Genomic DNA, 22151 nt, shown 5'->3' with positions numbered 1-22151 from the left:
TCCGCTACTTGAGGTCGGTGGGCGGGGCGGGTTCGATGCCCGGGCGATCGGGCAGCTGCAGTGGGCCGGTGCCGGCGAACGTGTCGAGCAGGTCGAGTTCGCCATTGACCACCGTGGCCAGGCGGCGGATCCCGAGCCGGATCGCGTCGGGCGTGGGATAGCAGAACGAGAGGCGGATGGCGTGCCGACCGCGGCCGTCGGCGAAGAACGCCGTGCCGGGCGTGTACGCGACGAGCTCGCGCACCGCGCGGGGCAGCATCTGCTTCGAGTCGAGGACGTCCGGCAGCGTCACCCAGACGTAGAACCCGCCGTTGGGGTTGGTCCACGACAGCTGCGGCAGGTACTCCCCCAGCGCCTCGATCATCGCGTCCTTGCGTTCGCGGTAGACCCCGCGGAACGCGTCGATCTGGCCGCGCCAGTCCGCCTGCGACAGGTACTCCGAGACGACGAGCTGACTGAAGGACGACGGCGACAGGATCGCCGACTCCGCTGCGAGGATGAGCTTCTCGCGGATGGCGTGCGGGGCCAGCGCCCAACCCACCCGGAACCCGGGCGCCAGCGTCTTCGAGAACGACCCGAGGTAGATGACCCCCTCGGCGTCCATCGAGCGCAGGGCGTGCGGCGCCGGCTCGTCGAAGTGCAGCAGGCCGTACGGGTTGTCCTCCAAGACGAGGATCTCGTTGGAGCGGCAGATCTCGAGGATCTCCGGGCGCCGCTCGGCGGAGAGGGTGACCCCCGCCGGGTTGTGGAAGTTCGGGATCGTGTAGAGGAACTTGATCCGTCGACCCTGGCCGCGCAGGTGCGCGATGGTCTGGCGGAGCGCCTCGGGGATCAGGCCGTCGTCGTCCATCGCGACGTGGACCACCGACGCCTGGTAGGAGCGGAAGACGCCCATCGCACCGACGTAGGAGGGCGCCTCGGCGAGCACCACGTCGCCGGGGTCGAGGAAGAGCTTGGCGACGAGGTCGAGCGCCTGCTGCGAGCCGGTCGAGGTCACCACGTTGTCCACCGACCCGCGGATGCCCTCCAGCGACATCACCTCGACGATGTGCTCGCGCAGCGCGGGGATCCCCTGTCCGGACCCGTACTGCAGCGCCACCGGGCCCTGCTCGCGCATCACCTGCTCGAACGCCGAGGTGATGAGCTCCTGCGGCAGCGCCGACACGTACGGCATCCCGCCGGCGAGCGACACGACCTCGGGGCGGGAGGCGACGGCGAAGAGGGCGCGCACCTCGGAGGCGGCGAAGCCGGCGGCTCGCTCGGCATAGTTCGCATACCAGGGGTCGAGGTTGTTGCCGGTCCGCTGGGGCACTCCGTCAGGGGTCACTGCTGGTTCCGTTCTGCTCAGGGTTCCCATGCTAGTCAGCCGTCGGCGAGGGGCCCGAAGCGGATGCCGCTGCGTGACGCGGCGCGCGTGCATGCCGCACGCGGCATCCGTTCGCCCATGCCGAGAGCCGAGCGACGCCGATCGCCGGAGATGCGCGGAGACGACGACGGCCCGCCCCGGCGAACCGGGACGGGCCATGACGAGTGGAGCGGACTCAGCCGATGAACTCGGCCAGGTCGGCCTCGAGCGCGGGCTTCGGCTTCGCGCCGATGACCGTGTGCACGACCTCGCCGCCCTTGAAGACCTTCATCGCGGGGATGGCGGTGATCTGGTACTTCATGGCGAGGCCGGGGTTCTCGTCGACGTTGAGCTTGACGATGTCGAGCTTGTCGGAGTGCTCGGTCGCGATCTGGTCGAGGATGGGGCTCACGGCGCGGCACGGACCGCACCACTCGGCCCAGAAGTCGACGAGCACGGCTCGGTCGTTCTTGAGCACCTCCTGGTCGAAGGTGGCCTCGGTCACTGCACGTGCAGTCATGTGTCTCTCTCCTTTGCGTGAAGCGGATGCCGCCGGCGTCGGACGCCGAGCACGAATGCTGCGGTCGGAATACTCAGTCGACGCGCGCCAGGTCGGCGGCGACGGCCTCGTCCACCTCGATGGCCTCGGCCTCGGCGGCCGCCGGCTGGTCGTCGGTGTCGTCGAGCGCGGCGAGGTAGTGCTCGGCGTCGAGCGCCGCCACGGTGCCCGATCCGGCCGCCGTCACGGCCTGGCGGTAGGTGGGGTCGATGACGTCGCCCGCGGCGAAGACGCCCGGCACCGAGGTCCGCGACGAGCGACCCTGCACCGCGATGGTGCCCTCGTGCGTGAGGTCGAGCTTGCCGTGCACGAGGTGCGTGCGCGGGTCGTTGCCGATCGCCACGAACAGACCGTCGAGGTCGAGCGCGCGCTCCTCACCGGTCACGGTGTCGCGCAGGGTGACGCCGCTGACCTGCGCGTCGCCCAGGATGGCGGCGACCTCGGCGTTCCAGATGAACTCGATCTTGGGGTTGTCGAACGCGCGCTTCTGCATGATCTTCGACGCCTTGAGCTCGTCGCGGCGGTGGATCACGTAGACCTTGTCGGCGAAGCGGGTGAGGAACGTCGCCTCCTCCATCGCGGAGTCGCCGCCGCCGACGACGGCGATCGTCTTCTCGCGGAAGAAGAAGCCGTCGCACGTGGCGCACCACGAGAGGCCGTAGCCGGAGAGGCGCTCCTCCTCGGGCAGCCCGAGCTTGCGGTAGGCCGAACCCGTCGCGAAGATCACGGCGCGTGCCTCGTGCTCGCCGCCGTTGCCCAGCTTGACCCGCTTGACGGGGCCCTCGACGTCGAGCTCCACGACGTCGTCGTAGACGACCTCGGTGCCGAAGCGCTCGGCCTGGGCCTGCATCTTGCCCATGAGGTCGGGCCCCATGATGCCCTCGGGGAATCCGGGGAAGTTCTCGACCTCGGTCGTGTTCATCAGCTCGCCGCCGATCTCGACCGAGCTGGCGATGAGGAGCGGCTTCAGCTCGGCGCGCGCGGCGTAGATCGCGGCGGTGAACCCGGCCGGTCCCGAACCGATGATGATGATGTCGCGCAAACCCGCTCCTGTTCGTCCTGCGATGATTCGCGGCATCCTACCGAGCGGATGCCACGACTAGGTGAACACAGTCTAGGCGGCCGCTATTCCGGCCCACGGCGCGGCTCGCAGGCCGCTCCCAGCCTCGTTCAGCGGCGACGGAGGCGGCTGACGACGGGGACCGCGAGGGCCCGGAACTCGGGTGAGCGGAACAGCAGGAGGAAGGCCGCGTACAGCACCGCCATGACGGTGCCGACGAGGGCCATGGTCAGCAGCGCGCTGATGCGGTCGGACACCGCGAAGCCGCCCTCCTCGAAGCCGCCGAGCCACCAGACGAGGGCGACGCCCACGCCGGCGGGGACGATGAGCGCCGCCATCGCGCGCCCGAGCGACACGGCGACCGAACGGATGCCGATCGTCCCGAGGCGCCGTCGGAGGAGCACGAGCGCGGCGGCGAGCTGCAGGCCTCCCGCGATGGTCGTCGAGGCGGCGACACCCACGGCGAGCCATTCCTTGGGCAGCGTCGCGAGCGCCACGAGGGCGAGGGTGGTGAAGACGAGCACCTGGAAGAGCGTGAAGAAGAACGGCGTCCGGGTGTCGTTCAGCGCGTAGAACGTGCGCTGCACGAGGAACAGCACGCTGAACCCGACGAGTCCGATCGCGAACGCGATGATGACGTCGGCGACGGCGGCGACGAGCGCGAAGTCGCCCGACTGGAAGACGCGTGCGAACGGGTACGCGATGACGATGAGCGCCACGGAGGCGAACGCGAGCAGGGTCACGACCGTGCGGGCGGCCGAGGTCAGGTCGTGGAGCAGCAGTTCGTGTCGGCCGTCGCGCCCGTGCTCGCTCATACGCGTGAAGTAGGCGGTCGCGATAGACACCGTGATGACCGAGTGCGGGAGCATGAAGATCAGCCAGGCGGTGTCCATCGCCGCGTTCGCCGCGCCCTGGTTGGACGCCGTCGCGACCACCTGCGTCTGCACGATGCCCGCGGCCGTCGACAGCAGCAGCATGCCGAAGGTCCAGCCGGCCATGCGTCCCGCCGACCGCAGGCCGACGCCGCGCCAGTGGAAGTCCGGTCGGTAGCGCAGCCCGATGCGTCGCCAGAACCAGAACAGCGACACCGCCTGCGTCGCGATGCCGAGCGTGGCGGAGCCGGCGAGCGTCGCGACCATCGCGGCGGTCCAGTCGTCGGGCGTGCGCTGGCCGGTCGGGTCGAAGCCGAAGACGAAGCCGAAGATGAGGAAGCCGGCGATCGCGACGAGGTTGTTGAGCGCGGGCACCCAGGTGTACGGGCCGAAGTTGCGGCGGGCGTTGAGCACCTCGCCGAGCAGCGCGTACAGCCCGTAGAAGAAGATCTGGGGAAGGCTCCAGAATGCGAACGCCGTCGCGAGCGGCACGATCGACGGGTTGCTCCCGCCCCAGAGGAGGACGAGCAGGGGTGCCGCCGCGGTCGCGACGATCGTCGCCGCGCCGATCAGCACGAGCGCGAGCGTCAGCAGCTTGTTGACGTAGGCGGCGCCGCCGTCGGCGTGCACGCTCGCACGCACGATCTGCGGCACGAGCACCGCGCTCAGCACGCCGCCCGCGACGATGGCGAACAGGATGCTCGGCAGGCCGTTGGCGATGGCGAACGCGTCGGCGCTCTGCGAGTAGGCGACGCCGACCACTCCCGCGAGGACGATGGCCTTGAGGAACCCGAGCAGGCGCGACACGATCGTGCCGGACGCCAGGAAGAGACTCGCTCGGGCGATCCGGTCTTCAGCCATTCGGTCGTTCCTCGGTGGTCTCGGTGGGCTCGGGTGCTGCGGTGTCGAACGCTACCCTGCTCTCGGGCTCGGCGTCCGGACCCGCGGCGCCCGTCTCCGCCGGACCCGCGGCGCCCGCATCGGCGGCGCCCGTGGCACCCGCCCCGCGGTCACGTCGACGCCGGCGCACGCTGCGCAGCACGCCGATCGCGAACACCGCCACGGCGATCGCGGCGAGCACCGCCGCACCCACGCCCTCCCAATCGGCCTGCACGTTGGCGGGCACGATGACCGCGTCGCCGATGGGCGTGCCGTCCGGCGAGGCGAGCGAGACCTCGAGGTTCACCTCGCCGCTGCCGACGCCCGCGGCGACCGGAACGCTCACCGTGCTGCGCGTCTCGGGCTCGACGGTGACGTCGACGGAGTCCTCGACGATGAGCCGGCCGTTCGACGGGGCGACGGAGACGACCACCTCGACGGGGTACGGGAGTGCGTTGAGGATGGTGATCGGGATGCCGGTCTCGCTCGCGACGACCAGCACGGTGCTGCTCGAGACGACCGACACGGCGTCGGTGATGGCGCGACGGTCGACGAGCCAGCGCCCCACGGCGGCGGTCCACTCGGTCGGTTGCGGGATCCATCCCGTCGAAAGCAGGGCGAGCAGGTCGCGCCGGGTCGGCGCGGTGAGCACGCTCGGGTCGACGAGCACGTCGGAGAAGTCGGCCACGGCCTGCTCGGCGGTGAGCATGCGACCCACGTTGTCGAGGCGCTGCTGCGATTCGGACGTGGAGACGAGCGTGCGCTCGACGGGCGGCGCGCCGACGGTGTCCACGAGTGTCGCCGGCTGCGACCAGGGCGTGGAGGCCAGCGCCGACAGCGTCGCGGCGACGCGGTCCGAGCCGTCGCCTCCCGAGCGTCCGAACGTGCCGAGGACCGTGGAGACGCCCTCGTCGGCCGCCAGTGCGAGTTCCGCGAGTACCCGCGAGGTCGCGGCGCGCCATTCCGTGTCGGATGCCGCGTCCGCGGCCCGGCGGAGCGCCGGCGTCACCCGGGCGTCGGCGACGACCGCCGCGCGACCGTCGATCGTCGCGCCGGCGCTCACCGCGTCCTCGACGGGCTCGACGTTGCCCGGCGAGAGGATGGCGGTCGTGAGCCCCCCGGCCGCGAAGACGTCGAGGTCGCCCGATGCGACGGTGTCATCGGCCGGCCAGGCGATGTCGGTGCGCGTGAAGGTCCAGTCGAGGAGCGCCTCCGCGTCGGGGATCCGGCCGGGAGACGCGGTGGCGCCGTCCTCTTCGCCGCCCTCGGTGAAGTCGGCCGGGTCGATCGCATCGTCGAAGCCGAGCGGCTCGAGCGGCGCGTCCAGCCCGGCCTGCGCCTGCGCGGCGAGGTCGGCGTCGGCGTAGGCGAGTGGGAACACCTCGTTCGGCATCCGCTCGAGCTCGGCGAGCCACTCGACGGCGGTCTGCGGGGCGGACGAGCCGAGCACGCGGATCGACGCGGGGATCCGGGGATCGACGCCGATCGCGACGGCGGCGCTCGAGACCGCCTCAAGCTGGCGGGTGAGCGCGCCGGTCGGCGCCGTCCACGCCTCGAGTCGCTCCGCCGGGATCAGGCCCTCCTCGATCGGCGGCGTCGTGAGCGGGTACGCGAGCGCGAGGCCGACCGGGTCGGCGGCGGGGAGCCGCGAGTTCGCGAGCACCGACGTGGATGCGGCGACCGTGTCGCCGTCGATCTCGAGCGACGCGGCGACTCCCACGGCGGGCCAGGACTCCCCCGTGGCATCCGGTGGGATGGTGAACGTGAGCGTCGTCGCGGCACCGGCGGCCAGCGAGGCCGAGGCCCGCTCGGCGACGCGTCGCGCCTCGGGCCGTTCGGCGGAGTCGCCCGTGGACCAGGCGTCGACGTCCGCGGCGTCGGAGAGCGCCGACGTCGCGACGTCCAGCGCGATCGTGCCGGCGCCGAGCGCCTCACCGGTGCGGTTGACGACCTCGACGACCACGTCGATGCCCGCCCCCGCCGCGACGGCCGTCGCACCCGCGGGGGCCACGCTGACGCGCACCCCGTCCTCCGTCGCCTCGGGCGTCAGGCCCGACCCGTTCCGCGCGGCGGGCGCGACGACGCCGACGACGCCGAGGTCGCCGGGAACGACGCCGGCGGCGGCGGACGCGGCCGCGGCAGGAGCCGCGGCGCCCATCGCGACGAGCGCGGACATCGCCGCGGACGCGGTGAAGGCGAGGAGTCGGCGGAGGCGTCGAGGAGTGGTCGACTCGGCCGGCATGCGAGCGATTCTACGGCGTGACGTCCCGGAGCCCGTCGGGTGTGGATGGGGCGTCCGTCACCGTTCGCCTTGCGGCATCCGTCACCCCCGTCTCGGCGGCCCGCCCCCGGATCGCGGGCCGGGCGCGCGACGCACCGCCCTCGCCGCCCTGCCTAACATGGAGCAATGCAGAGCGTGGCGCAGGCCCTCGACCGCCTCAGTGGTCTCGCGGCCTCGCCGACCGTCGCGAAGCTCGCCGAGGCGTTCGCCGCCGCCGGGTACGAGCTCGCGCTCGTGGGCGGGCCGGTGCGCGACGCGTTCCTCGGTCGCGGCACCAACGACCTCGACTTCACCACGGATGCCACGCCCGACGGGATCCTCGAGGTCGTCAAGCCCATCGCCGAGGCGCACTGGGACATCGGCCGCGACTTCGGCACCATCGGGGCGAAGGTCCACGGCCACACGGTCGAGATCACCACGTACCGCGCGGACGCGTACGACGGCACGTCCCGCAAGCCCGAGGTCGTCTTCGGCACCTCGCTCGAGGACGACCTCGTCCGGCGTGACTTCACCGTCAACGCGCTCGCGCTGCGCCTGCCGCAGATCGCGCTGGTCGACCCGTCGGGCGGCGTCGAGGACCTCATCGCCGGCGTCCTCCGCACGCCGTCCGAGCCCGAGGTGTCGTTCGGCGACGACCCGCTGCGGATGATGCGCGCCGCGCGCTTCGCGTCCCAGCTCGGGTTCGAGGTCGAGGAGGGCACCCTCGCGGCGATGTCGGCGCTCGCCCCCGAGATCGATCGCATCTCGGCGGAGCGCGTGCGCGACGAGCTGTCGAAGCTGCTCTGCACCGACGCCCCGCGCCGCGGCATCCGCCTGCTCGTCGACACCGGGATCGCCGCGCGCGTGCTGCCCGAGATCCCCGCCCTGAAGCTCGAGATCGACGAGCACCACCACCACAAGGACGTCTACGAGCACTCGCTCACGGTGCTCGACCAGGCCATCGACTACGAGGTGTCGCGCGGTCGGCTCGAGTCGCCGGACCTCGTCGTGCGACTCGCCGCGCTGCTGCACGACATCGGCAAGCCCGCCACGCGCCGGCTCGAGCCGGGCGGCGCCGTGTCGTTCCACCACCACGACATCGTCGGCGCCAAGCTCGCCAAGAAGCGCCTGCGCGAACTTCGGTTCGACAACGACACCATCAAGGCGGTCGCGCGCCTGATCGAGCTGCACCTGCGGTTCTTCGGCTACACGGATGGCGCGTGGTCCGACTCGGCGGTGCGCCGCTACGTGCGCGACGCCGGCGACCAGCTCGAGCGCCTGCACATCCTCACGCGAGCGGATGTCACGACCCGCAACCGTCGCAAGGCCGACCGCCTCGGCTTCGCGTACGACGACCTCGAGGAGCGCATCGCCCGCCTGGCGGAGGAGGAGGAGCTCGCCGCGGTCCGCCCCGAGCTCGACGGGCAGCAGATCATGGCGACGCTCGGCATCCGCCCGGGGCCGGTGGTCGGCGAGGCGTACAAGTACCTGCTCGACGTGCGGCTCGACGAGGGCCCCATCGGCACGGATGCCGCGCGCGAGCGCCTCCTCGCCTGGTGGGCCGCCCGCGGCGACGCCTGACCCGCCCCCCGGCCCCCCGGCGCTCGCCCGACCCGACCGGGTCTGAGTGCGCAGGTTCGCGACGAGCGCGCAGGGCTGCGGTCGCGCGCCCGTCGCGGAGACGCGCACTCGCGCGCCCACCGCTCCTGCCCAACTCGGCATCCGCCGCAGGGGCGCACAGATGCCGCCGGGACGCCCGCGCCGGGCAGCGGGGCTCGCGAGCGTGGGCGCATGACGACTCACGAGTTCCCCGTTCCGATCTGCTACGTCGCCGACGAGCTGGGGTCGGGCCGATCCGCTCGGCGATTGCAGCGTGAAGCCGCGAACGGAGAGCTGCTCCGCATCCTGCCCGGGGCGTACGCCGAGCGCTCGGCATGGATGGCGCTGCCACCGGAGCAGCGGCACCTCCTGCAGATCGCGGCCACGCTTCGGCGACGCCCGGACGACCCCGTCGTGGTGGGCGAGAGCGCTGCCCTGCTGCTCGGGCTGCCGACGACGCGCCCGCTCCCCTCATGGGTCCACCTGTCGGCCACCGATCGCACGCCGCCCGCATCATCGACGGCCGTCCGGTGGTATCGCGGAGTCCTGCGGGACGACCAGGTGACTCGGATGCACGGGGTTCGCATCACCGACCTCGCGCGGACCACCGCCGACCTCGCCCGCTCCCGAGCGTTTCCGGCGGCGATGGCCGCCGTCGACGCGGCCCTACGACCTGCGACCCGCACGCTGCCGTGGAGGTTCGTCGACGGGCAGGTGCGGTCCGCCGATCCGATCCCGTTCGGCGGGGTGCGCCGGGATGACCTGGTCGAGCTGGTGGGATCGGCCGGACGCGGGACCCGAACGGCGCGCAGGGCGATCGAACTCGGCGACCCACTGGCGGCCAGTGCCGGCGAATCCCTCAGCCGGGCGCACATCCACCTCCTCGGGTTCCCGCCGCCGCTGCTCCAGCGCCGATTCGTCGACCCGGACGGTTCGGTCGCCGTCGTGGACTTCGACTGGCCGGAGTTCGGCGTCAGTGGCGAGTTCGACGGGTTCGTCAAGTACTCGGCGGACGAGTACCTCCGCGGCGCGCTCCCGGCGGAGGTGCTGTGGCGCGAGAAGGAGCGGGAGCGCCGCCTCAAGCGCCACCACGGACGCGAGGTCGCTCGCTGGACCTGGTCGGACGTCATCGGCGGGGCGGTCGGCCTGCGCGACGAGCTCATCGCGGCCGGACTCCCCTGCCGGCGGCGGTGAGTGCGCGCACGCGCGACGAGTGCGCGCCTCGTGAGCCGCGCACTCGTCGCGCAACCGCGCCCTCGCGAGCGGGGGCGGATGAGCGGGCGGGCGGGCGGAGGCGCGGGGGCGGATGTGCGCCGGGAGGCGGCATCCGTTACGATGTGAAGGTTGCCCGTGCGCCGAAGTCTCGGCCTCCGCGGAGCGACGCATGTACACCCTCCTGTCACAGACCGTCTGTGACCGCTGAGTCCGAAGGAGGTGGGTCTGTCATGCACCAGTACGAGCTGATGGTCATCCTCGATCCGTCGATCGACGAGCGCACCGTTGCTCCGAGCCTCGACAAGTTCCTCAACGTCATCCGCAACGACGGTGGCACCGTCGACAAGGTCGACATCTGGGGCAAGCGTCGTCTGGCCTACGAGATCGACAAGAAGTCCGAGGGCATCTACGCCGTCGTCGACTTCACCGCCGAGTCGAAGACCACCAACGAGCTCGACCGCCAGCTGAACCTCAGCGAGGCCGTCATGCGCACCAAGGTCCTCCGTGCGGAAGAGGCGATCGCCCAGGTCGCCGCCGTGAAGAAGGCGGAAGAGGCGAAGGCCGCGAAGAAGGCCGCCGCCGCCGCGAAGGCCCCTGCCAAGAAGGACGCCTAGTCCCCATGGCCGGCGAGACCATCATTACCGTAGTGGGCAACCTCACCGCCGACCCCGAGCTGCGCTACACGCAGTCCGGGCTCGCGGTCGCGAACTTCACGATCGCGTCGACCCCCCGCACGTTCGACCGCCAGGCGAACGAGTGGAAGGACGGCGAGGCCCTCTTCCTGCGCGCGAGCTGCTGGCGCGAGTTCGCCGAGCACGTCGCGGGATCGCTCACCAAGGGAACCCGGGTCATCGCTTCCGGGCGTCTCAAGCAGCGCTCCTACGAGACGAAGGAAGGCGAGAAGCGCACCAGCATCGAGCTCGAGATCGACGAGATCGGCCCGAGCCTGCGCTACGCCACCGCGTCCGTGACGCGCGCCCAGTCCAACCGCGGCGTCGGCGGCGGCGGCTCCTTCGGGGGCGGCGGCGCCAGCAGCCAGTCGGATGACGCGTGGGCGCCCAGCGCTCCCGCGCAGTCCTCGGGCGGCGGCGACGTCTGGAACACCCCGGGCACCAACTACGGCGACGAGACGCCCTTCTAAGGCCTGACGGCCGGCGACGGATGCCACGCGGCATCCGCTCGCACCCAGAATTCACACACGACAGGAAAGTTCAATGGCTGGAAAGAGCAGCGGCGACCGCCGCAAGCCTCGCGGCGGCAAGGGCGCGAAGAACGCCGCCCCCGCGAAGTCCGTCAAGGTCGGCGTCATCGACTACAAGGACGTCGCGACCCTTCGGAAGTTCATCTCGGAGCGCGGCAAGATCCGCGCCCGTCGCATCACCGGTGTCTCCGTGCAGGAGCAGCGCCTCATCGCCCGCGCCGTGAAGAACGCGCGCGAGATGGCGCTCCTGCCCTACTCGGGCTCCGGCCGCTAAGGAGCACGACAATGGCAAAGATCATCCTCACGCACGAGGTGTCGGGTCTCGGCACCGCCGGTGACGTGGTCGAGGTCAAGAACGGGTACGCCCGCAACTACCTCGTCCCCCAGGGTCTCGCGACGCCGTGGACCCGTGGCGGCCAGAAGCAGGTCGACCAGATCAAGGCCGCTCGCGCCGCGCGCGAGCTGCACTCCCTCGAGGACGCGCAGGCCCTCAAGGCCAAGCTCGAGGAGGGCAAGGTCAAGCTGACCGTCAAGGCCGGCCTCGGCGGCCGCCTGTTCGGTTCGGTCAAGACGGCGGATGTCGCGGCTGCGGTCGCCGACGCCGGCCTGGGCCAGATCGACAAGCGCAAGATCGAGATCCCCACGCCGATCAAGTCGGTCGGGGACCACGAGGCGACGGTGAAGCTGCGCGACGACGTGTCCGCGACGATCACCCTCCAGGTGGTCGCGGCCAAGTAGTCGCGAACTCTCACGCACGACGCGGCGGTGGGCGGAATGCCCCCGCCGCGTCGTCGTGCCGGGGGAAGGTCGGCCGGATTCCCCCGGACCGATGAGGCCGCGCGCTGGGCGATTCCTACACCCGCCGAGAACATGAGCGCAAGTCCGCATTTCGGGGACTATCCCCATCGTTGTGCACAGGTGCAACACCCGCGTCGGTGAGTTCTGAAGAATCTTTTCCCCCACAGATGTGGATTCCGGGAACCCCTGATCAGGTCAGAATTCAACCCGTGTCATTCACACGATTTCCACAGTTCTCCACAGGCGGAGTGCACATGTAGGGCGGCGTTTCGCCCAGTCTCTCCACAAAGTTATCCACAGGCCGTCTTGTGCCCCGCGACCCCCTTGCCTATGGTGAGTCAGCGTCAGCCGCCGAACCCCCCGAGTCGACTTCCGGCCGGGTGTGTGGGCGGGTCCTGATAGTCCTTGAATGAGGGCGACGAGCGGGCGCCCGCATGAGCGAGCGAATCGGAGGAAGCAGTTGTCGATCGCGCATCTCGGGCTCGCCGAACCCCTCGACGACCCCGACGCCCGCCGGGGTGAGCGCACGCCCCCGCACGACCTGCTGGCCGAGCAGAGCACGCTCGGCGGCATGATGCTCTCGAAGGACGCGGTCGCCGACGTCATCGAGACGCTGCGGGGCATCGACTTCTACGTGCCGAAGCACGAGGTCGTCTTCAACGCGATCCTCTCGCTGTACTCGCACGGCGAGCCGACCGACGTCATCGCGGTCACCGACGAGCTCACCAAGACCGGCGAACTGCATCGCGCCGGCGGCGTCGAGTACCTGCACACCCTCACGAGCCTCGTGCCGACGGCGGCGAACGCGGGGTATTACGCCGAGATCGTCGCCGAGCGCGCGCTGCTGCGCCGCCTGGTCGAAGCGGGCACTCGCATCGTGCAGATGGGCTACGCGGGCGAGGGCGAGGTGGTCGAGCTCGTCAACAACGCGCAGGCCGAGATCTACTCCGTCACCGGCTCGGTCGAGAGCGAGGACTACGTCCCCCTCACCGACGCGATCGGCACGGCCATCGACGAGATCGAGGCGGCCAAGCACACCGACGGCAAGATGACCGGCGTGCCGACCGGCTTCGCCGACCTCGACGACCTCACGAACGGCTTCCACCCGGGCCAGATGATCATCGTCGCCGCGCGACCCGCCATGGGCAAGTCGACGCTCGCGCTCGACTTCGCGCGGTCCGCCGCCATCACGCACGACCTCCCGACGATCTTCTTCTCGCTCGAGATGGGCCGCAGCGAGATCGCGATGCGCCTGCTCTCGGCCGAGGCATCCGTGCCGCTGCAGAACATGCGCAAGGGCACCGTCGACACCCGTGACTGGACCACGATCGCCTCCACCCGCGGGCGCATCAACGACGCGCCGCTCTACATCGACGACTCCCCCAACATGACGCTCGTCGAGATCCGTGCGAAGTGCCGCCGGCTGAAGCAGCGCGTGGGCCTGAAGATGGTCGTCATCGACTACCTGCAGCTCATGACGAGCGGCAAGCGCGTCGAGAGCCGTCAGCAGGAGGTGTCCGAGTTCTCGCGTGCGCTGAAGCTCCTCGCGAAGGAGCTCCAGGTGCCGGTGCTCGCGCTGTCGCAGCTGAACCGTGGTCCCGAGCAGCGCGCCGACAAGATGCCCGCGCTCTCCGACCTCCGCGAGTCGGGCTCGATCGAGCAGGATGCCGACATGGTGATCCTGCTGCACCGCGAGTCGGCCTACGAGCGCGACAGCCCGCGCGCCGGCGAGGCCGACCTGATCGTGGCGAAGCACCGCAACGGCCCCACCCGCACGGTCACGGTCGCCTTCCACGGGCACTTCTCGCGCTTCGCCGACATGGTGCAGGTCTAGCCCGCCGGCGGCGGCTCTTTCGCTGCGCGAAAGAACGGCCGGAGTTTCGCCGTCATCCCGCCGGAATCATGGAGTCGCGGCCATGCGGGGACATATGGTGATCCCTGCAGCAGTGCCGCCGTCCCCGTCGCCTCGACGCGAGCGGCCCGCCGCGACGAGGAGGAGAGCGAATGACGCGCATCGGCGTCGTCACCGAGCACGGCTCGGAGACCAGGGTCGCCGCCACGCCGGCGACGGTGAAGCAGTTGATCGGGCTCGGGTACGAGGTGGCGGTCGAGGCCGGCGCGGGCGAGCGCTCGTCGTTCCCGGATGACGCGTACGTCGCCGCCGGCGCCTCGATCGTGCCGGGCGTCGAGGCGATCACGAGCGACATCGTGCTCAAGGTCAACGCCCCGACGGACGACGAGATCGCGCAGCTCCGCCCCGGCACCACGCTGGTCAGCCTGCTCAGTCCGGCCCTGCGGCCCGACCTGCTCGAGGCGCTCTCGGCCCGCGGGGTCACCGCGATCGCGCTCGACGCGGTGCCGCGCATCTCGCGCGCGCAGTCGATGGACGTGCTGAGTTCGATGGCCAACATCGCCGGGTACCGGGCGGTCGTCGAGGCCGCGCACGAGTTCGGGCGCTTCTTCACGGGGCAGGTGACGGCCGCCGGCAAGGTGCCGCCCGCGAAGGTCCTCGTGGCCGGCGCCGGAGTCGCGGGCCTCGCGGCCATCGGCGCGGCCTCCAGCCTCGGCGCGATCGTGCGGGCGACCGACCCGCGCCCGGAGGTCGCCGACCAGGTGAAGTCGATCGGCGGCGAGTACCTGAAGGTCGAGGTCGACGAGGTCATGCAGTCGACCGACGGCTACGCGAGGGCGACGAGCGAGGCGTACGACCGGCGCGCGGCCGAGATCTACTCCGAGCAGGCCGCCGACGTCGACATCATCATCACGACGGCGCTGATCCCGGGCCGACCTGCTCCCAAGCTGATCACGGCGGCGGATGTCGCGAGCATGAAGCCCGGCAGCGTCATCGTCGACATGGCGGCCGGCATGGGCGGCAACGTCGAGGGCTCCGTCGCCGGTGAGCGGGTGGTGACCCCGAACGGCGTGGTGATCCTCGGCTACACCGACCTCGCGTCGCGCCTGCCTACGCAGGCGTCGCAGCTGTACGCGACGAACCTCGTGAACCTCGTGAAGCTGCTGACGCCGGGCAAGGACGGGCAGCTCGTGATCGACTTCGACGACATCGTCCAGCGCTCGGTGACGGTCGTGCGCGACGGTGAGACGACGTGGCCGCCCCCGCCCGTGCAGGTGTCGGCGGCTCCGGCGGCGGGGTCGGCGACGAAGGCGGATGCCGCGGCATCCGCTGCCGAACCGAAGCCCAAGCGGCAGCTCACGGCCGCGGGCCGGGCGGGGCTGATCGCCCTCGGCATCGCCGGGCTCTTCCTGCTCAACGCGTTCGCGCCGCAGCCGCTGCCGCAGCACATCACGGTGTTCGTGCTGGCGGTCGTCGCGGGCTTCTACGTGATCAGCAAGGTCGCGCACGCGCTGCACACCCCGCTCATGAGCGTGACCAACGCGATCTCGGGGATCATCATCGTCGGCGCGATCGTGCAGGTCACGAGCGACGTCCCGGCGGTCCAGGTGCTCGCATCGATCGCGATCCTCATCGCCAGCATCAACGTCTTCGGCGGGTTCGCGGTGACCCGGCGAATGCTCTCCATGTTCGCCAGGGGCGACCGGGTGAGCAGCTGACCGCGGACCGACGACGACGTCATCGAGGAGCCCCCCTGTGCCTGAGACCCTGACCCCCGAATCCATCGCCGGTGCCGCGTACATCGTCGCGGCGCTGCTGTTCATCCTGAGCCTCGCCGGCCTGAGCCGGCATGAGACCGCCCGAGCCGGTGTCGGCTACGGCATCGCCGGCATGGCCATCGCGCTGACCGCGACCATCTGGGTGACCGTGCAGGACGCCTGGGGCGAACCCGGCAGCCTGCTCGGCCTCGTCCTGCTCGTCGTCACCGTGCTGATCGGCGGGTCGATCGGCCTGTGGCGCGCCCGCATCGTCGAGATGACCGGCATGCCCGAGCTGATCGCACTGCTGCACAGCTTCGTCGGCCTCGCGGCCGTCATCGTGGGCTGGAACGGGCACCTCGACCCGCCCGCGCTCGAGGGGGCGCTCGCCGACATCCACCACGCCGAGGTGTTCATCGGCATCTTCATCGGCGGCGTGACGTTCACCGGCTCGATCGTGGCGTTCCTGAAGCTCTCCGCGCGCATGAAGTCGGCGCCGCTCGTGCTGCCCGGCAAGAACGTGATGAACCTCGGGGCGCTCGTCGTGTTCGTGGCGCTCACCGTCTGGTACGTCATGGACTCGCAGCTGTGGCTGCTCGTCGTGGTGACGGCGCTCGCGTTCGCCCTCGGCTGGCACCTCGTCGCCTCGATCGGCGGCGGTGACATGCCGGTGGTCATCTCGATGCTGAACAGCTACTCGGGCTGGGCGGCGGCCGCGGCGGGCTTCCTCCTCAACAACGACCTGCTCATCGTGACCGGCGCGCTCGTGGGCTCGTCGGGTGCCTACCTGTCGTACATCATGTGCAAGGCCATGAACCGGTCGTTCATCTCGGTTATCGCGGGCGGGTTCGGCATCGAGGCGCCCGCCAAGGGCGACACCGACCTCGGCGAGTACCGCGAGATCCAGGCGACGGATGCCGCAGAGCTGCTGAAGTCGGCCGAACGGGTCGTCATCACGCCGGGCTACGGCATGGCCGTCGCGCAGGCCCAGTACCCGGTCGCCGACCTCACCCACAAGCTGCGCGAGCGCGGTGTCGACGTGCGGTTCGGCATCCACCCGGTCGCCGGTCGCCTGCCCGGCCACATGAACGTGCTGCTCGCGGAGGCGAAGGTGCCGTACGACATCGTGGAGGAGATGGACGAGATCAACGACGACCTCGCCGCGACGTCCGTCGTGCTCGTCATCGGTGCGAACGACACCGTGAACCCCGCCGCGGCGGAGGACCCGGGAAGCCCCATCGCGGGGATGCCCGTGCTGCGGGTCTGGGAGGCCGAGAACGTCATCGTGTTCAAGCGGTCGATGGCATCGGGCTACGCCGGCGTGCCGAACCCGCTGTTCTACCGCGAGAACGCGCAGATGCTCTTCGGCGATGCGAAGGACCGCGTGGAGGACATCCTCAAGTCGCTCTGAGCCGCGCGGGCCCGCGCCGGACGTGAAGTCAGCGCCCAGAGAACGCGGCATAGGATTGTACGGTTCCCCAGTCGAAAGAGGTGGCCGTGGCCGTTGCCCGCGAAACCGCACCGGAACGCGCCGCCGCCTGGCTCGTGCCGGTCGTGCGCGGTGCGCTCGCACTGGTGCCCGCCGCGGTGATCACGTTCTCCCAGGACCACTCCCCCGCCCTCGGCCTGACGGTGTTCGGCGCCTGGGCCGTCGTCGCGGGCGTCGTCGCCGGAGCGCTCGCCGCCCGACTCGTGGCCGACCGCACCGCGCGGTGGGCGGCCGTCGGGAACGGCATCATCACGGCCGCCGCCGGGCTCATCGCTCTCGCGCTGCGCGACACCGCATCGAACGGTGTCGGCGCGTTCACCTTCACCGTGGCGGTGTGGGCGGCGCTGACCGGCATCATCGAGCTCCTCGCCGGGCTCCGCCTGCGCGACCGGTCGACGGCGGCGCGCGACTGGATCGCCGCGGGAGCGCTGACGGCGCTGCTCGCCCTCGTGTTCGTCCTCCTCCCGCTCGATCCCGTCACGGCGGTCGGCCTCCTCGGGGCCTACCTCGTCGTGCTCGGCGTGCTGCTGCTGATCGGCGGGTTCTCGATGAAGTGGGCCGCTGCCGAGCCGGTCGAGGCCGGCGGCGCGGCATCCGGAACGGAGCCCTCGTGACCAACCGCCCAGGCGACGAGCACCGGCCCAGCCGGCGCGACGTGCTGCGCCCCGCCGAGTACGTCGGCGGTGCGGCGATCGCGGCCGTCTTCACGGCCGTCATCGTGTTCTTCGGCACGCGCGACTGGAACCTGACGCTCATCACCGCGGGCGGCGTCTTCATCATCGTGCTGATGGCGCTCGCACTGCTCTCGATGGCGGTCAAGCCCAACCCGGGTGACCACGGCGACGGCACGGGCGGCGACCCGGTGCGCCGCGACCCGTCGGACGAGCCGCGGCACTGAGGGTTCTCGGTCCGCTCCTTCGGCGCTACTCCGCCGCCGCTGGGTCCAGGCGGTCCACGAGCTCGTCGGCGAGACCCACGTAGGTCGCGGGGGTCAGCGCGAGGAGGCGCTGCTTCGCGGCATCCGTGATCTCGAGGCCCTGCACGAACTCGGCCAGCTCGGCCGCTCCGATGCGCTTGCCGCGGGTCAGCTCCTTCAGCAGCGCGTACGGGTCGGCGATCGTCGAGTCGCCGGCGGCGACCTCGGCCCGGATGACGGTCTGGATCGCCTCGCCGAGCACCTCCCAGTTGGCGTCGAGGTCGGCGAGGAGCAGGTCGCGGTCGAGGTCGATCTCGCCGAGGCCGCGCAGGATGTTGTCGAGCGCGAGCACCGAGTGGCCGAAGCCGACGCCGATGTTGCGCTGCGAGCTCGAGTCGGTGAGGTCGCGCTGCAGCCGGCTCGTCACGAGCGTCGCCGCGAGGGAGTCGAGGACCGCCGACGAGAGCTCGAGGTTCGCTTCGGCGTTCTCGAAGCGGATCGGGTTGACCTTGTGGGGCATGGTCGACGAGCCGGTCGCGCCCGCGGCCGGGATCTGCCGGAAGTAGCCGAGCGAGATGTAGGTCCAGATGTCGGTCGCGAGGTTGTGCAGCACCCGGTTCGCGTGGGCGATGCGACCGTAGAGCTCGGCCTGCCAGTCGTGCGACTCGATCTGGGTGGTCAGCGGGTTCCAGGTGAGGCCGAGCGCCTCGACGAACTCGCGCGACACAGTCGGCCAGTCGACGTCGGGCGCCGCGACGACGTGGGCGGAGAAGGTGCCGGTCGCGCCGGAGAACTTTCCGAGGTACTCGGTCGCCTCGATCTGGCGGAGGATGCGCTCGAGGCGGTGCGCGAAGACCGCGAGCTCCTTGCCCATGGTCGTCGGCGTCGCCGGCTGCCCGTGCGTGCGCGACAGCATCGCCGCGTCGCGGTGCTCGTGGGCGAGCCCGATGAGCTTGGCGATGACGGCCCGGTACTTCGGGAGCCACACCTGGGCCACCGCATCGCGCACCGTGAGCGCGTAGGACAGGTTGTTGATGTCCTCGCTCGTGCACGCGAGGTGGGTCAGCTCGGCGAGGTGCGACAGGCCGAGCTCCTCGAGCCGGCCTCGCACGTAGTACTCGACGGCCTTCACGTCGTGGCGCGTGGTCGCCTCGAACCGCGCCAGCTCGTCGATGTCGGCCTGCCCGAACTCGGTCACGATCGCGCGGAGAGCCTGCTTCTCGGCATCCGTCAACGGCGACGTGCCGAAGAACCCGCGGTCGGTCTGCGCGATCAGCCACTCGACCTCGACGTGCACGCGTGCACGATTGAGTCCCGCCTCGGAGAGATGCTCCCCGAGGTCGCCGACCGCGGCACGGTACCGGCCGTCGAGGGGGCTGAGCGGCTGAGGAGGCAGCGAGGTCATCGGTTTCCTTGTCTGAGTGCGGGGGCGAGTTGCCGGAACAGCGCCGACGTCGACCGCTCTATCATCCCAAGAACCCGATCGAAGGTCGCATCGTCGCTGTAGTACGGGTCCGGGACGTCCTGGAGCGGCGACAGCTCCGGATCGAACTCGAGCAGCAGGCGCACCTTGTGCTCGTCGGGCAGGTTGCGGGCCCAGTTCCGCAGCACCCGCGACTGCCCGCGGTCGAAGGCGACGACGAGATCGAGCCGCGCGAAGTCGGCGGGATCGAACTGCCGCGCGCGGTGGCGGCTCCCGTCGTACCCGGCGCGTTCGAGTGCCGCGAGCGTGCGGTGGTCGGCGCGTTCGCCGACGTGCCAGTCCCCGGTCGCGGCCGACTCGATGGCGATCCGCTCACCGAGGCCCGCGCGGTCGGCGAGGGAGCGCAGCACCACCTCGGCCATCGGCGACCGGCAGATGTTGCCGGTGCACACGAACGAGACGCGGAAGCGCTGCGCGGAGTCCGCGCCGGGATCCGCTGGCGTCATGCCCCTATTGTGGACGAGCTCGCGCGGTTCGCACAGGTCCGGAAGGCTCGCTCGCCCCGCGGTGCCGTGGGGGCGCGCGGGCGCGACCCGTCCTCCACACGCGGCGCTGCGGACCGGCCCGCGCACCGACGCGGCCGATCTCGCCCCGGAGCCGGCCGCCGAACCGAGACTCGACGGGTGACCGCACCCATCGACGCCACGGCGGCAGCGCACGTCGCCGCCCTCACGACGCGCAGAGCCGAGGCGCTCGAGCGTGAGCTGTACGCGCTGCGGGTCCTCCGCGCCGAGATCCAGCAGCTCCGACCCGGGCTGCTGCTCGATCGACTCGACGGATGGCACGCCGGCGCGGCCGATCACTACGCCGAGCGCGTGCGCGACATCCGCCTCGCCCTCGCGGGTACCGAGCACGTGATGCACGATGCCGAGCACGCCCTCGCCGCCGGCGTCGACGCGCTGCGCCGGAGGGGCGCCGCGTCGTGAGCGACCTCACCATCCGCGGCGGAGGCGCGGTGTCGGTCGAGACGGAGGCGCTGACGGCCGAGGCGGTCCGCCTGGGTGTCGTGGGTCGCATCCTCGAGGGGTGGGCGTCCAGGGCCGGCGGGATCCAGGACCGCCTGACGGACATCGCCTGGGGCGACTCCGACCCGGGTCCGCAGATCGCCGCGCGCGAGCTCGACACCGCACTGGCCGGTTTCCGCACGGCGGCCGCCGACACCGCATCGTTGTCCTCCTCGCTCCACTGGAGCGCGGCGGGCTACGGCGCCGCCGAGTGGCTGGCCACGTTCGGCGGCGACCTCGGGGCGCGCATCACGGCGGGGATGCTCGGCATGACCGCGCCGGGACTGCTCCTGAGCGGGGCCTCGGCTGCGGTGCTCCTCGCTCCGGGCTTCGCGTTGGGCGCCGTCATCGCAGGGCCCGAGGGCGTCGCGGCAGTGAGCGCGCTCGTCGAGCAGCGAGGGCTCCCGATCCTCTCCGACCCCGCGTTCGTGTCGATCGTGCGCGCCGCCGGCGGCACGCTCGACGAGTTCATCGCCGGCCTCTTCCGGTCGGGTGGACTGTTCGGCGTCGGAGCGGCGCTCGGCGCCCCGGAGAACGCGGCGTTGCTGCTGGCGGCGGCATCGGCGGTCGGGCTCGTCACCGGGGCTCGGGCACTGCGGGAGACGGAGGTCCGGATCGACCGATGGTCCGCGACACCGGCTTCGACGGTGTCGCCGCTCGGACCGTCGCGTTCCGGCCCGCCCGTCGGCTTCGCCGACCTCGCCGAGCGCGTCCCCTCCGGACCGCCCGGCGATCCCCAGATCCGCATCGAACGGTACGAGGCGGCGGACGGACCCCGGTGGATCGTGTACTCGATCGGAACCGTCGACTTCGGCGCGCTCCCGCAGCACGAGCCCTACGACTCGACCTCGAACCTCCACATGGTGGCGGATGCCTCGGCGCCCGCCGGCGCCGTCGGGCTGCCCGCCCAGTCGGCGGCCGGCGAACGCGCGGTGCGTGCGGCGATGGAGGCGGCCGGGGTGGCCCCCGGCGATCCGGTGCTGCTCGCCGGCCACTCCGCCGGCGGCACCATCGCGGCCAACCTCGCGGCGGATCCAGAGCTGAACGTGGTGGGCGCCGTGAGCCTCGGCGGACCGGTGGCACAGGTGGCGAGCGGGTCGAGGCCCGTGGTGTCGGTCGAGCACGCGGAGGACCTCGTCCCGGCGACCGCGGGGCACGGCGTCACGGCCGACGGTCGGCTGGCGGTCGAGCGCAGCCTCGGGCGGCTCGAGCCGACCCTCGCCCATCCCCTCCCGGCGCACAGCCTGACGGCCTACCGCGAGACGGCGGTGCTGCTCGACGACTCCGACGACGCGCGGCTGGCCGAGTTCCGGAACCTCATCGAGGAACACACCGGCGGCGGGTCCGCCGTGACGACCGAGTGGCACGCCGAACGCGTGAGCCCTCCTGGGTCCGAACCGGGATCGGAGCCGGGGTGCCGGTAGCGCCCCGGGGAGCCTCGCCAAGAGGTCGTCAGTCGCGCCGTCGTCAGTCGCGCGGTCGCACGACCAGCCCGATGAGCCAGCTGATGAGTCCGAGCACGAGGGCACCGAGCACGCCCCACCAGAACCCGTCGACCTCGAGGCCGAAGCCCATGAGGTCGCTCAGCCAGTTCACGATCAGCAGCAGCAGCCCGTTGACGATGAACGAGATCAGGCCGAGCGTGAGCACGTACAGCGGGAAGGCGACGATGCGGATCAGGGTGCCGATCGTGGCGTTGACGATGCCGAAGATCAGCGCGACGAGCAGGTACGTGACCACGGTCGCGATGTCGGTGTCCTCGTATGGAACGACGCGCACGCCCGAGACGATGAGCGTCGTGAGCCACAGGGCGAACGCGGACACGATGACCTTCACGAAGAAGCGCATGCCTCCACTATGTC

21 protein-coding genes are annotated in these 22151 nt (G+C 71.3%); 13 read left to right on the top strand and 8 right to left on the bottom strand.

All coding sequences use genetic code 11. The annotated features are described in order from the left end of the window. Positions 1–4 precede the first annotated feature (4 nt). From RH861_RS01495 to RH861_RS01475, 5 genes are all read right to left on the bottom strand, one after another. Complete coding sequence (locus tag RH861_RS01495; protein WP_310519442.1) at positions 5–1327, bottom strand: aminotransferase-like domain-containing protein; 1323 nt, start codon at positions 1325–1327, stop codon at positions 5–7. A 214-nt stretch (positions 1328–1541) separates the two neighbouring features. Further along, complete coding sequence (gene trxA / locus RH861_RS01490) at positions 1542–1865, bottom strand: thioredoxin (RefSeq protein ID WP_067947531.1); 324 nt, start codon at positions 1863–1865, stop codon at positions 1542–1544. Positions 1866–1938: 73 nt separating this feature from the next. Continuing rightward, a complete protein-coding gene (gene trxB / locus RH861_RS01485) occupies positions 1939–2946 on the bottom strand; it encodes a thioredoxin-disulfide reductase (RefSeq protein ID WP_248599832.1) in 1008 nt (335 codons plus the stop codon). A gap of 128 nt (positions 2947–3074) precedes the next feature. Then, entirely contained in the window at positions 3075–4697 is a 1623-nt protein-coding gene (murJ, locus tag RH861_RS01480; RefSeq protein ID WP_310519441.1) for a murein biosynthesis integral membrane protein MurJ, read from the bottom strand. Next, positions 4690–6957, bottom strand: a complete 2268-nt coding sequence (locus tag RH861_RS01475) for a DUF6049 family protein (RefSeq protein WP_310519440.1) — start codon at positions 6955–6957, stop codon at positions 4690–4692. Before RH861_RS01475 ends, murJ begins: the two co-directional genes overlap by 8 nt. Positions 6958–7122: 165 nt before the next feature. On the opposite strand from RH861_RS01475, the gene RH861_RS01470 reads away from it, so the two are divergent. The 11 genes from RH861_RS01470 to RH861_RS01420 all read left to right on the top strand — a co-directional run bounded on the left by RH861_RS01470 (position 7123) and on the right by RH861_RS01420 (position 17784). Beyond that, the gene (locus RH861_RS01470) at positions 7123–8556 is read left to right on the top strand and encodes a CCA tRNA nucleotidyltransferase (protein ID WP_310519439.1); all 1434 of its coding nucleotides are present in this window, start codon (positions 7123–7125) and stop codon (positions 8554–8556) included. 210 nt (positions 8557–8766) lie between these two features. After that, a complete protein-coding gene (locus RH861_RS01465) occupies positions 8767–9768 on the top strand; it encodes a hypothetical protein (protein ID WP_310519438.1) in 1002 nt (333 codons plus the stop codon). Positions 9769–10019: 251 nt separating this feature from the next. Continuing rightward, the gene (gene rpsF, locus RH861_RS01460) at positions 10020–10403 is read left to right on the top strand and encodes a 30S ribosomal protein S6 (RefSeq protein ID WP_067947518.1); all 384 of its coding nucleotides are present in this window, start codon (positions 10020–10022) and stop codon (positions 10401–10403) included. Positions 10404–10408: 5 nt separating this feature from the next. After that, positions 10409–10930: a single-stranded DNA-binding protein gene (locus RH861_RS01455; RefSeq protein ID WP_067947516.1), complete on the top strand. Its 522-nt coding sequence runs from the start codon at positions 10409–10411 to the stop codon at positions 10928–10930. Positions 10931–11003: 73 nt separating this feature from the next. Next, complete coding sequence (gene rpsR, locus RH861_RS01450) at positions 11004–11264, top strand: 30S ribosomal protein S18 (protein ID WP_067947514.1); 261 nt, start codon at positions 11004–11006, stop codon at positions 11262–11264. Between the two features lie 11 nt (positions 11265–11275). After that, a complete protein-coding gene (gene rplI, locus RH861_RS01445; protein ID WP_067947512.1) occupies positions 11276–11728 on the top strand; it encodes a 50S ribosomal protein L9 in 453 nt (150 codons plus the stop codon). 520 nt (positions 11729–12248) lie between these two features. Then, on the top strand, positions 12249–13622 hold the full coding sequence (dnaB, locus tag RH861_RS01440) for a replicative DNA helicase (protein ID WP_067947502.1): 1374 nt from the start codon (positions 12249–12251) through the stop codon (positions 13620–13622). A 170-nt stretch (positions 13623–13792) separates the two neighbouring features. Further along, positions 13793–15358 (top strand): Re/Si-specific NAD(P)(+) transhydrogenase subunit alpha, encoded by a 1566-nt coding sequence (locus RH861_RS01435; RefSeq protein WP_310519437.1) that lies wholly within the window; start codon positions 13793–13795, stop codon positions 15356–15358. Positions 15359–15395: 37 nt separating this feature from the next. Next, positions 15396–16808 carry a Re/Si-specific NAD(P)(+) transhydrogenase subunit beta gene (pntB, locus tag RH861_RS01430; RefSeq protein WP_374760939.1) on the top strand — a complete coding sequence of 471 codons (1413 nt, stop codon included), beginning with the start codon at positions 15396–15398 and terminating at the stop codon, positions 16806–16808. Between the two features lie 86 nt (positions 16809–16894). Beyond that, positions 16895–17500 carry a DUF308 domain-containing protein gene (locus tag RH861_RS01425; protein WP_310519436.1) on the top strand — a complete coding sequence of 202 codons (606 nt, stop codon included), beginning with the start codon at positions 16895–16897 and terminating at the stop codon, positions 17498–17500. After that, positions 17497–17784 carry an ABC transporter ATP-binding protein gene (locus tag RH861_RS01420; RefSeq protein WP_310519435.1) on the top strand — a complete coding sequence of 96 codons (288 nt, stop codon included), beginning with the start codon at positions 17497–17499 and terminating at the stop codon, positions 17782–17784. Before RH861_RS01425 ends, RH861_RS01420 begins: the two co-directional genes overlap by 4 nt. Positions 17785–17809: 25 nt before the next feature. Here the strand turns inward: RH861_RS01420 and purB are convergent, their stop codons facing one another. Next, positions 17810–19207, bottom strand: a complete 1398-nt coding sequence (gene purB, locus RH861_RS01415; protein ID WP_310519434.1) for an adenylosuccinate lyase — start codon at positions 19205–19207, stop codon at positions 17810–17812. Next, positions 19204–19731, bottom strand: a complete 528-nt coding sequence (locus RH861_RS01410; RefSeq protein WP_310519433.1) for a low molecular weight protein-tyrosine-phosphatase — start codon at positions 19729–19731, stop codon at positions 19204–19206. Before RH861_RS01410 ends, purB begins: the two co-directional genes overlap by 4 nt. Positions 19732–19908: 177 nt before the next feature. Here RH861_RS01410 and RH861_RS01405 point away from each other — a divergent pair, with 177 nt between their 5' ends. After that, positions 19909–20211, top strand: a complete 303-nt coding sequence (locus tag RH861_RS01405; protein ID WP_310519432.1) for a hypothetical protein — start codon at positions 19909–19911, stop codon at positions 20209–20211. Next, a complete protein-coding gene (locus RH861_RS01400; RefSeq protein ID WP_310519431.1) occupies positions 20208–21713 on the top strand; it encodes an alpha/beta fold hydrolase in 1506 nt (501 codons plus the stop codon). The genes RH861_RS01405 and RH861_RS01400 overlap by 4 nt, the downstream gene beginning before the upstream one ends. A gap of 43 nt (positions 21714–21756) precedes the next feature. On the opposite strand, the gene RH861_RS01395 is transcribed toward RH861_RS01400, so the two are convergent. Further along, complete coding sequence (locus tag RH861_RS01395) at positions 21757–22137, bottom strand: phage holin family protein (RefSeq protein WP_067947486.1); 381 nt, start codon at positions 22135–22137, stop codon at positions 21757–21759. Between the last annotated feature and the right edge of the window lie 14 nt (positions 22138–22151).

The sequence above is a fragment of the Agromyces indicus genome (genome assembly GCF_031432295.1).
GTDB classification, from domain to species: Bacteria; Actinomycetota; Actinomycetes; order Actinomycetales; family Microbacteriaceae; genus Agromyces; species Agromyces indicus.
This window is presented reverse-complemented; position numbering and strand designations above follow the sequence as displayed.

Excerpts from the sequence above, each read along its gene's own strand:
- trxA (WP_067947531.1), bottom strand. The coding sequence starts at position 1,865 with ATGACTGCACGTGCAGTGACCGAGGCCACCTTCGACCAGGAGGTGCTC.
- murJ (WP_310519441.1), bottom strand. The coding sequence starts at position 4,697 with ATGGCTGAAGACCGGATCGCCCGAGCGAGTCTCTTCCTGGCGTCCGGC.
- RH861_RS01475 (WP_310519440.1), bottom strand. The coding sequence starts at position 6,957 with ATGCCGGCCGAGTCGACCACTCCTCGACGCCTCCGCCGACTCCTCGCC.
- RH861_RS01470 (WP_310519439.1), top strand. The coding sequence starts at position 7,123 with ATGCAGAGCGTGGCGCAGGCCCTCGACCGCCTCAGTGGTCTCGCGGCC.
- RH861_RS01465 (WP_310519438.1), top strand. The coding sequence starts at position 8,767 with ATGACGACTCACGAGTTCCCCGTTCCGATCTGCTACGTCGCCGACGAG.
- rpsF (WP_067947518.1), top strand. The coding sequence starts at position 10,020 with ATGCACCAGTACGAGCTGATGGTCATCCTCGATCCGTCGATCGACGAG.
- RH861_RS01455 (WP_067947516.1), top strand. The coding sequence starts at position 10,409 with ATGGCCGGCGAGACCATCATTACCGTAGTGGGCAACCTCACCGCCGAC.
- rpsR (WP_067947514.1), top strand. The coding sequence starts at position 11,004 with ATGGCTGGAAAGAGCAGCGGCGACCGCCGCAAGCCTCGCGGCGGCAAG.
- rplI (WP_067947512.1), top strand. The coding sequence starts at position 11,276 with ATGGCAAAGATCATCCTCACGCACGAGGTGTCGGGTCTCGGCACCGCC.
- RH861_RS01435 (WP_310519437.1), top strand. The coding sequence starts at position 13,793 with ATGACGCGCATCGGCGTCGTCACCGAGCACGGCTCGGAGACCAGGGTC.
- purB (WP_310519434.1), bottom strand. The coding sequence starts at position 19,207 with ATGACCTCGCTGCCTCCTCAGCCGCTCAGCCCCCTCGACGGCCGGTAC.
- RH861_RS01410 (WP_310519433.1), bottom strand. The coding sequence starts at position 19,731 with ATGACGCCAGCGGATCCCGGCGCGGACTCCGCGCAGCGCTTCCGCGTC.
- RH861_RS01395 (WP_067947486.1), bottom strand. The coding sequence starts at position 22,137 with ATGCGCTTCTTCGTGAAGGTCATCGTGTCCGCGTTCGCCCTGTGGCTC.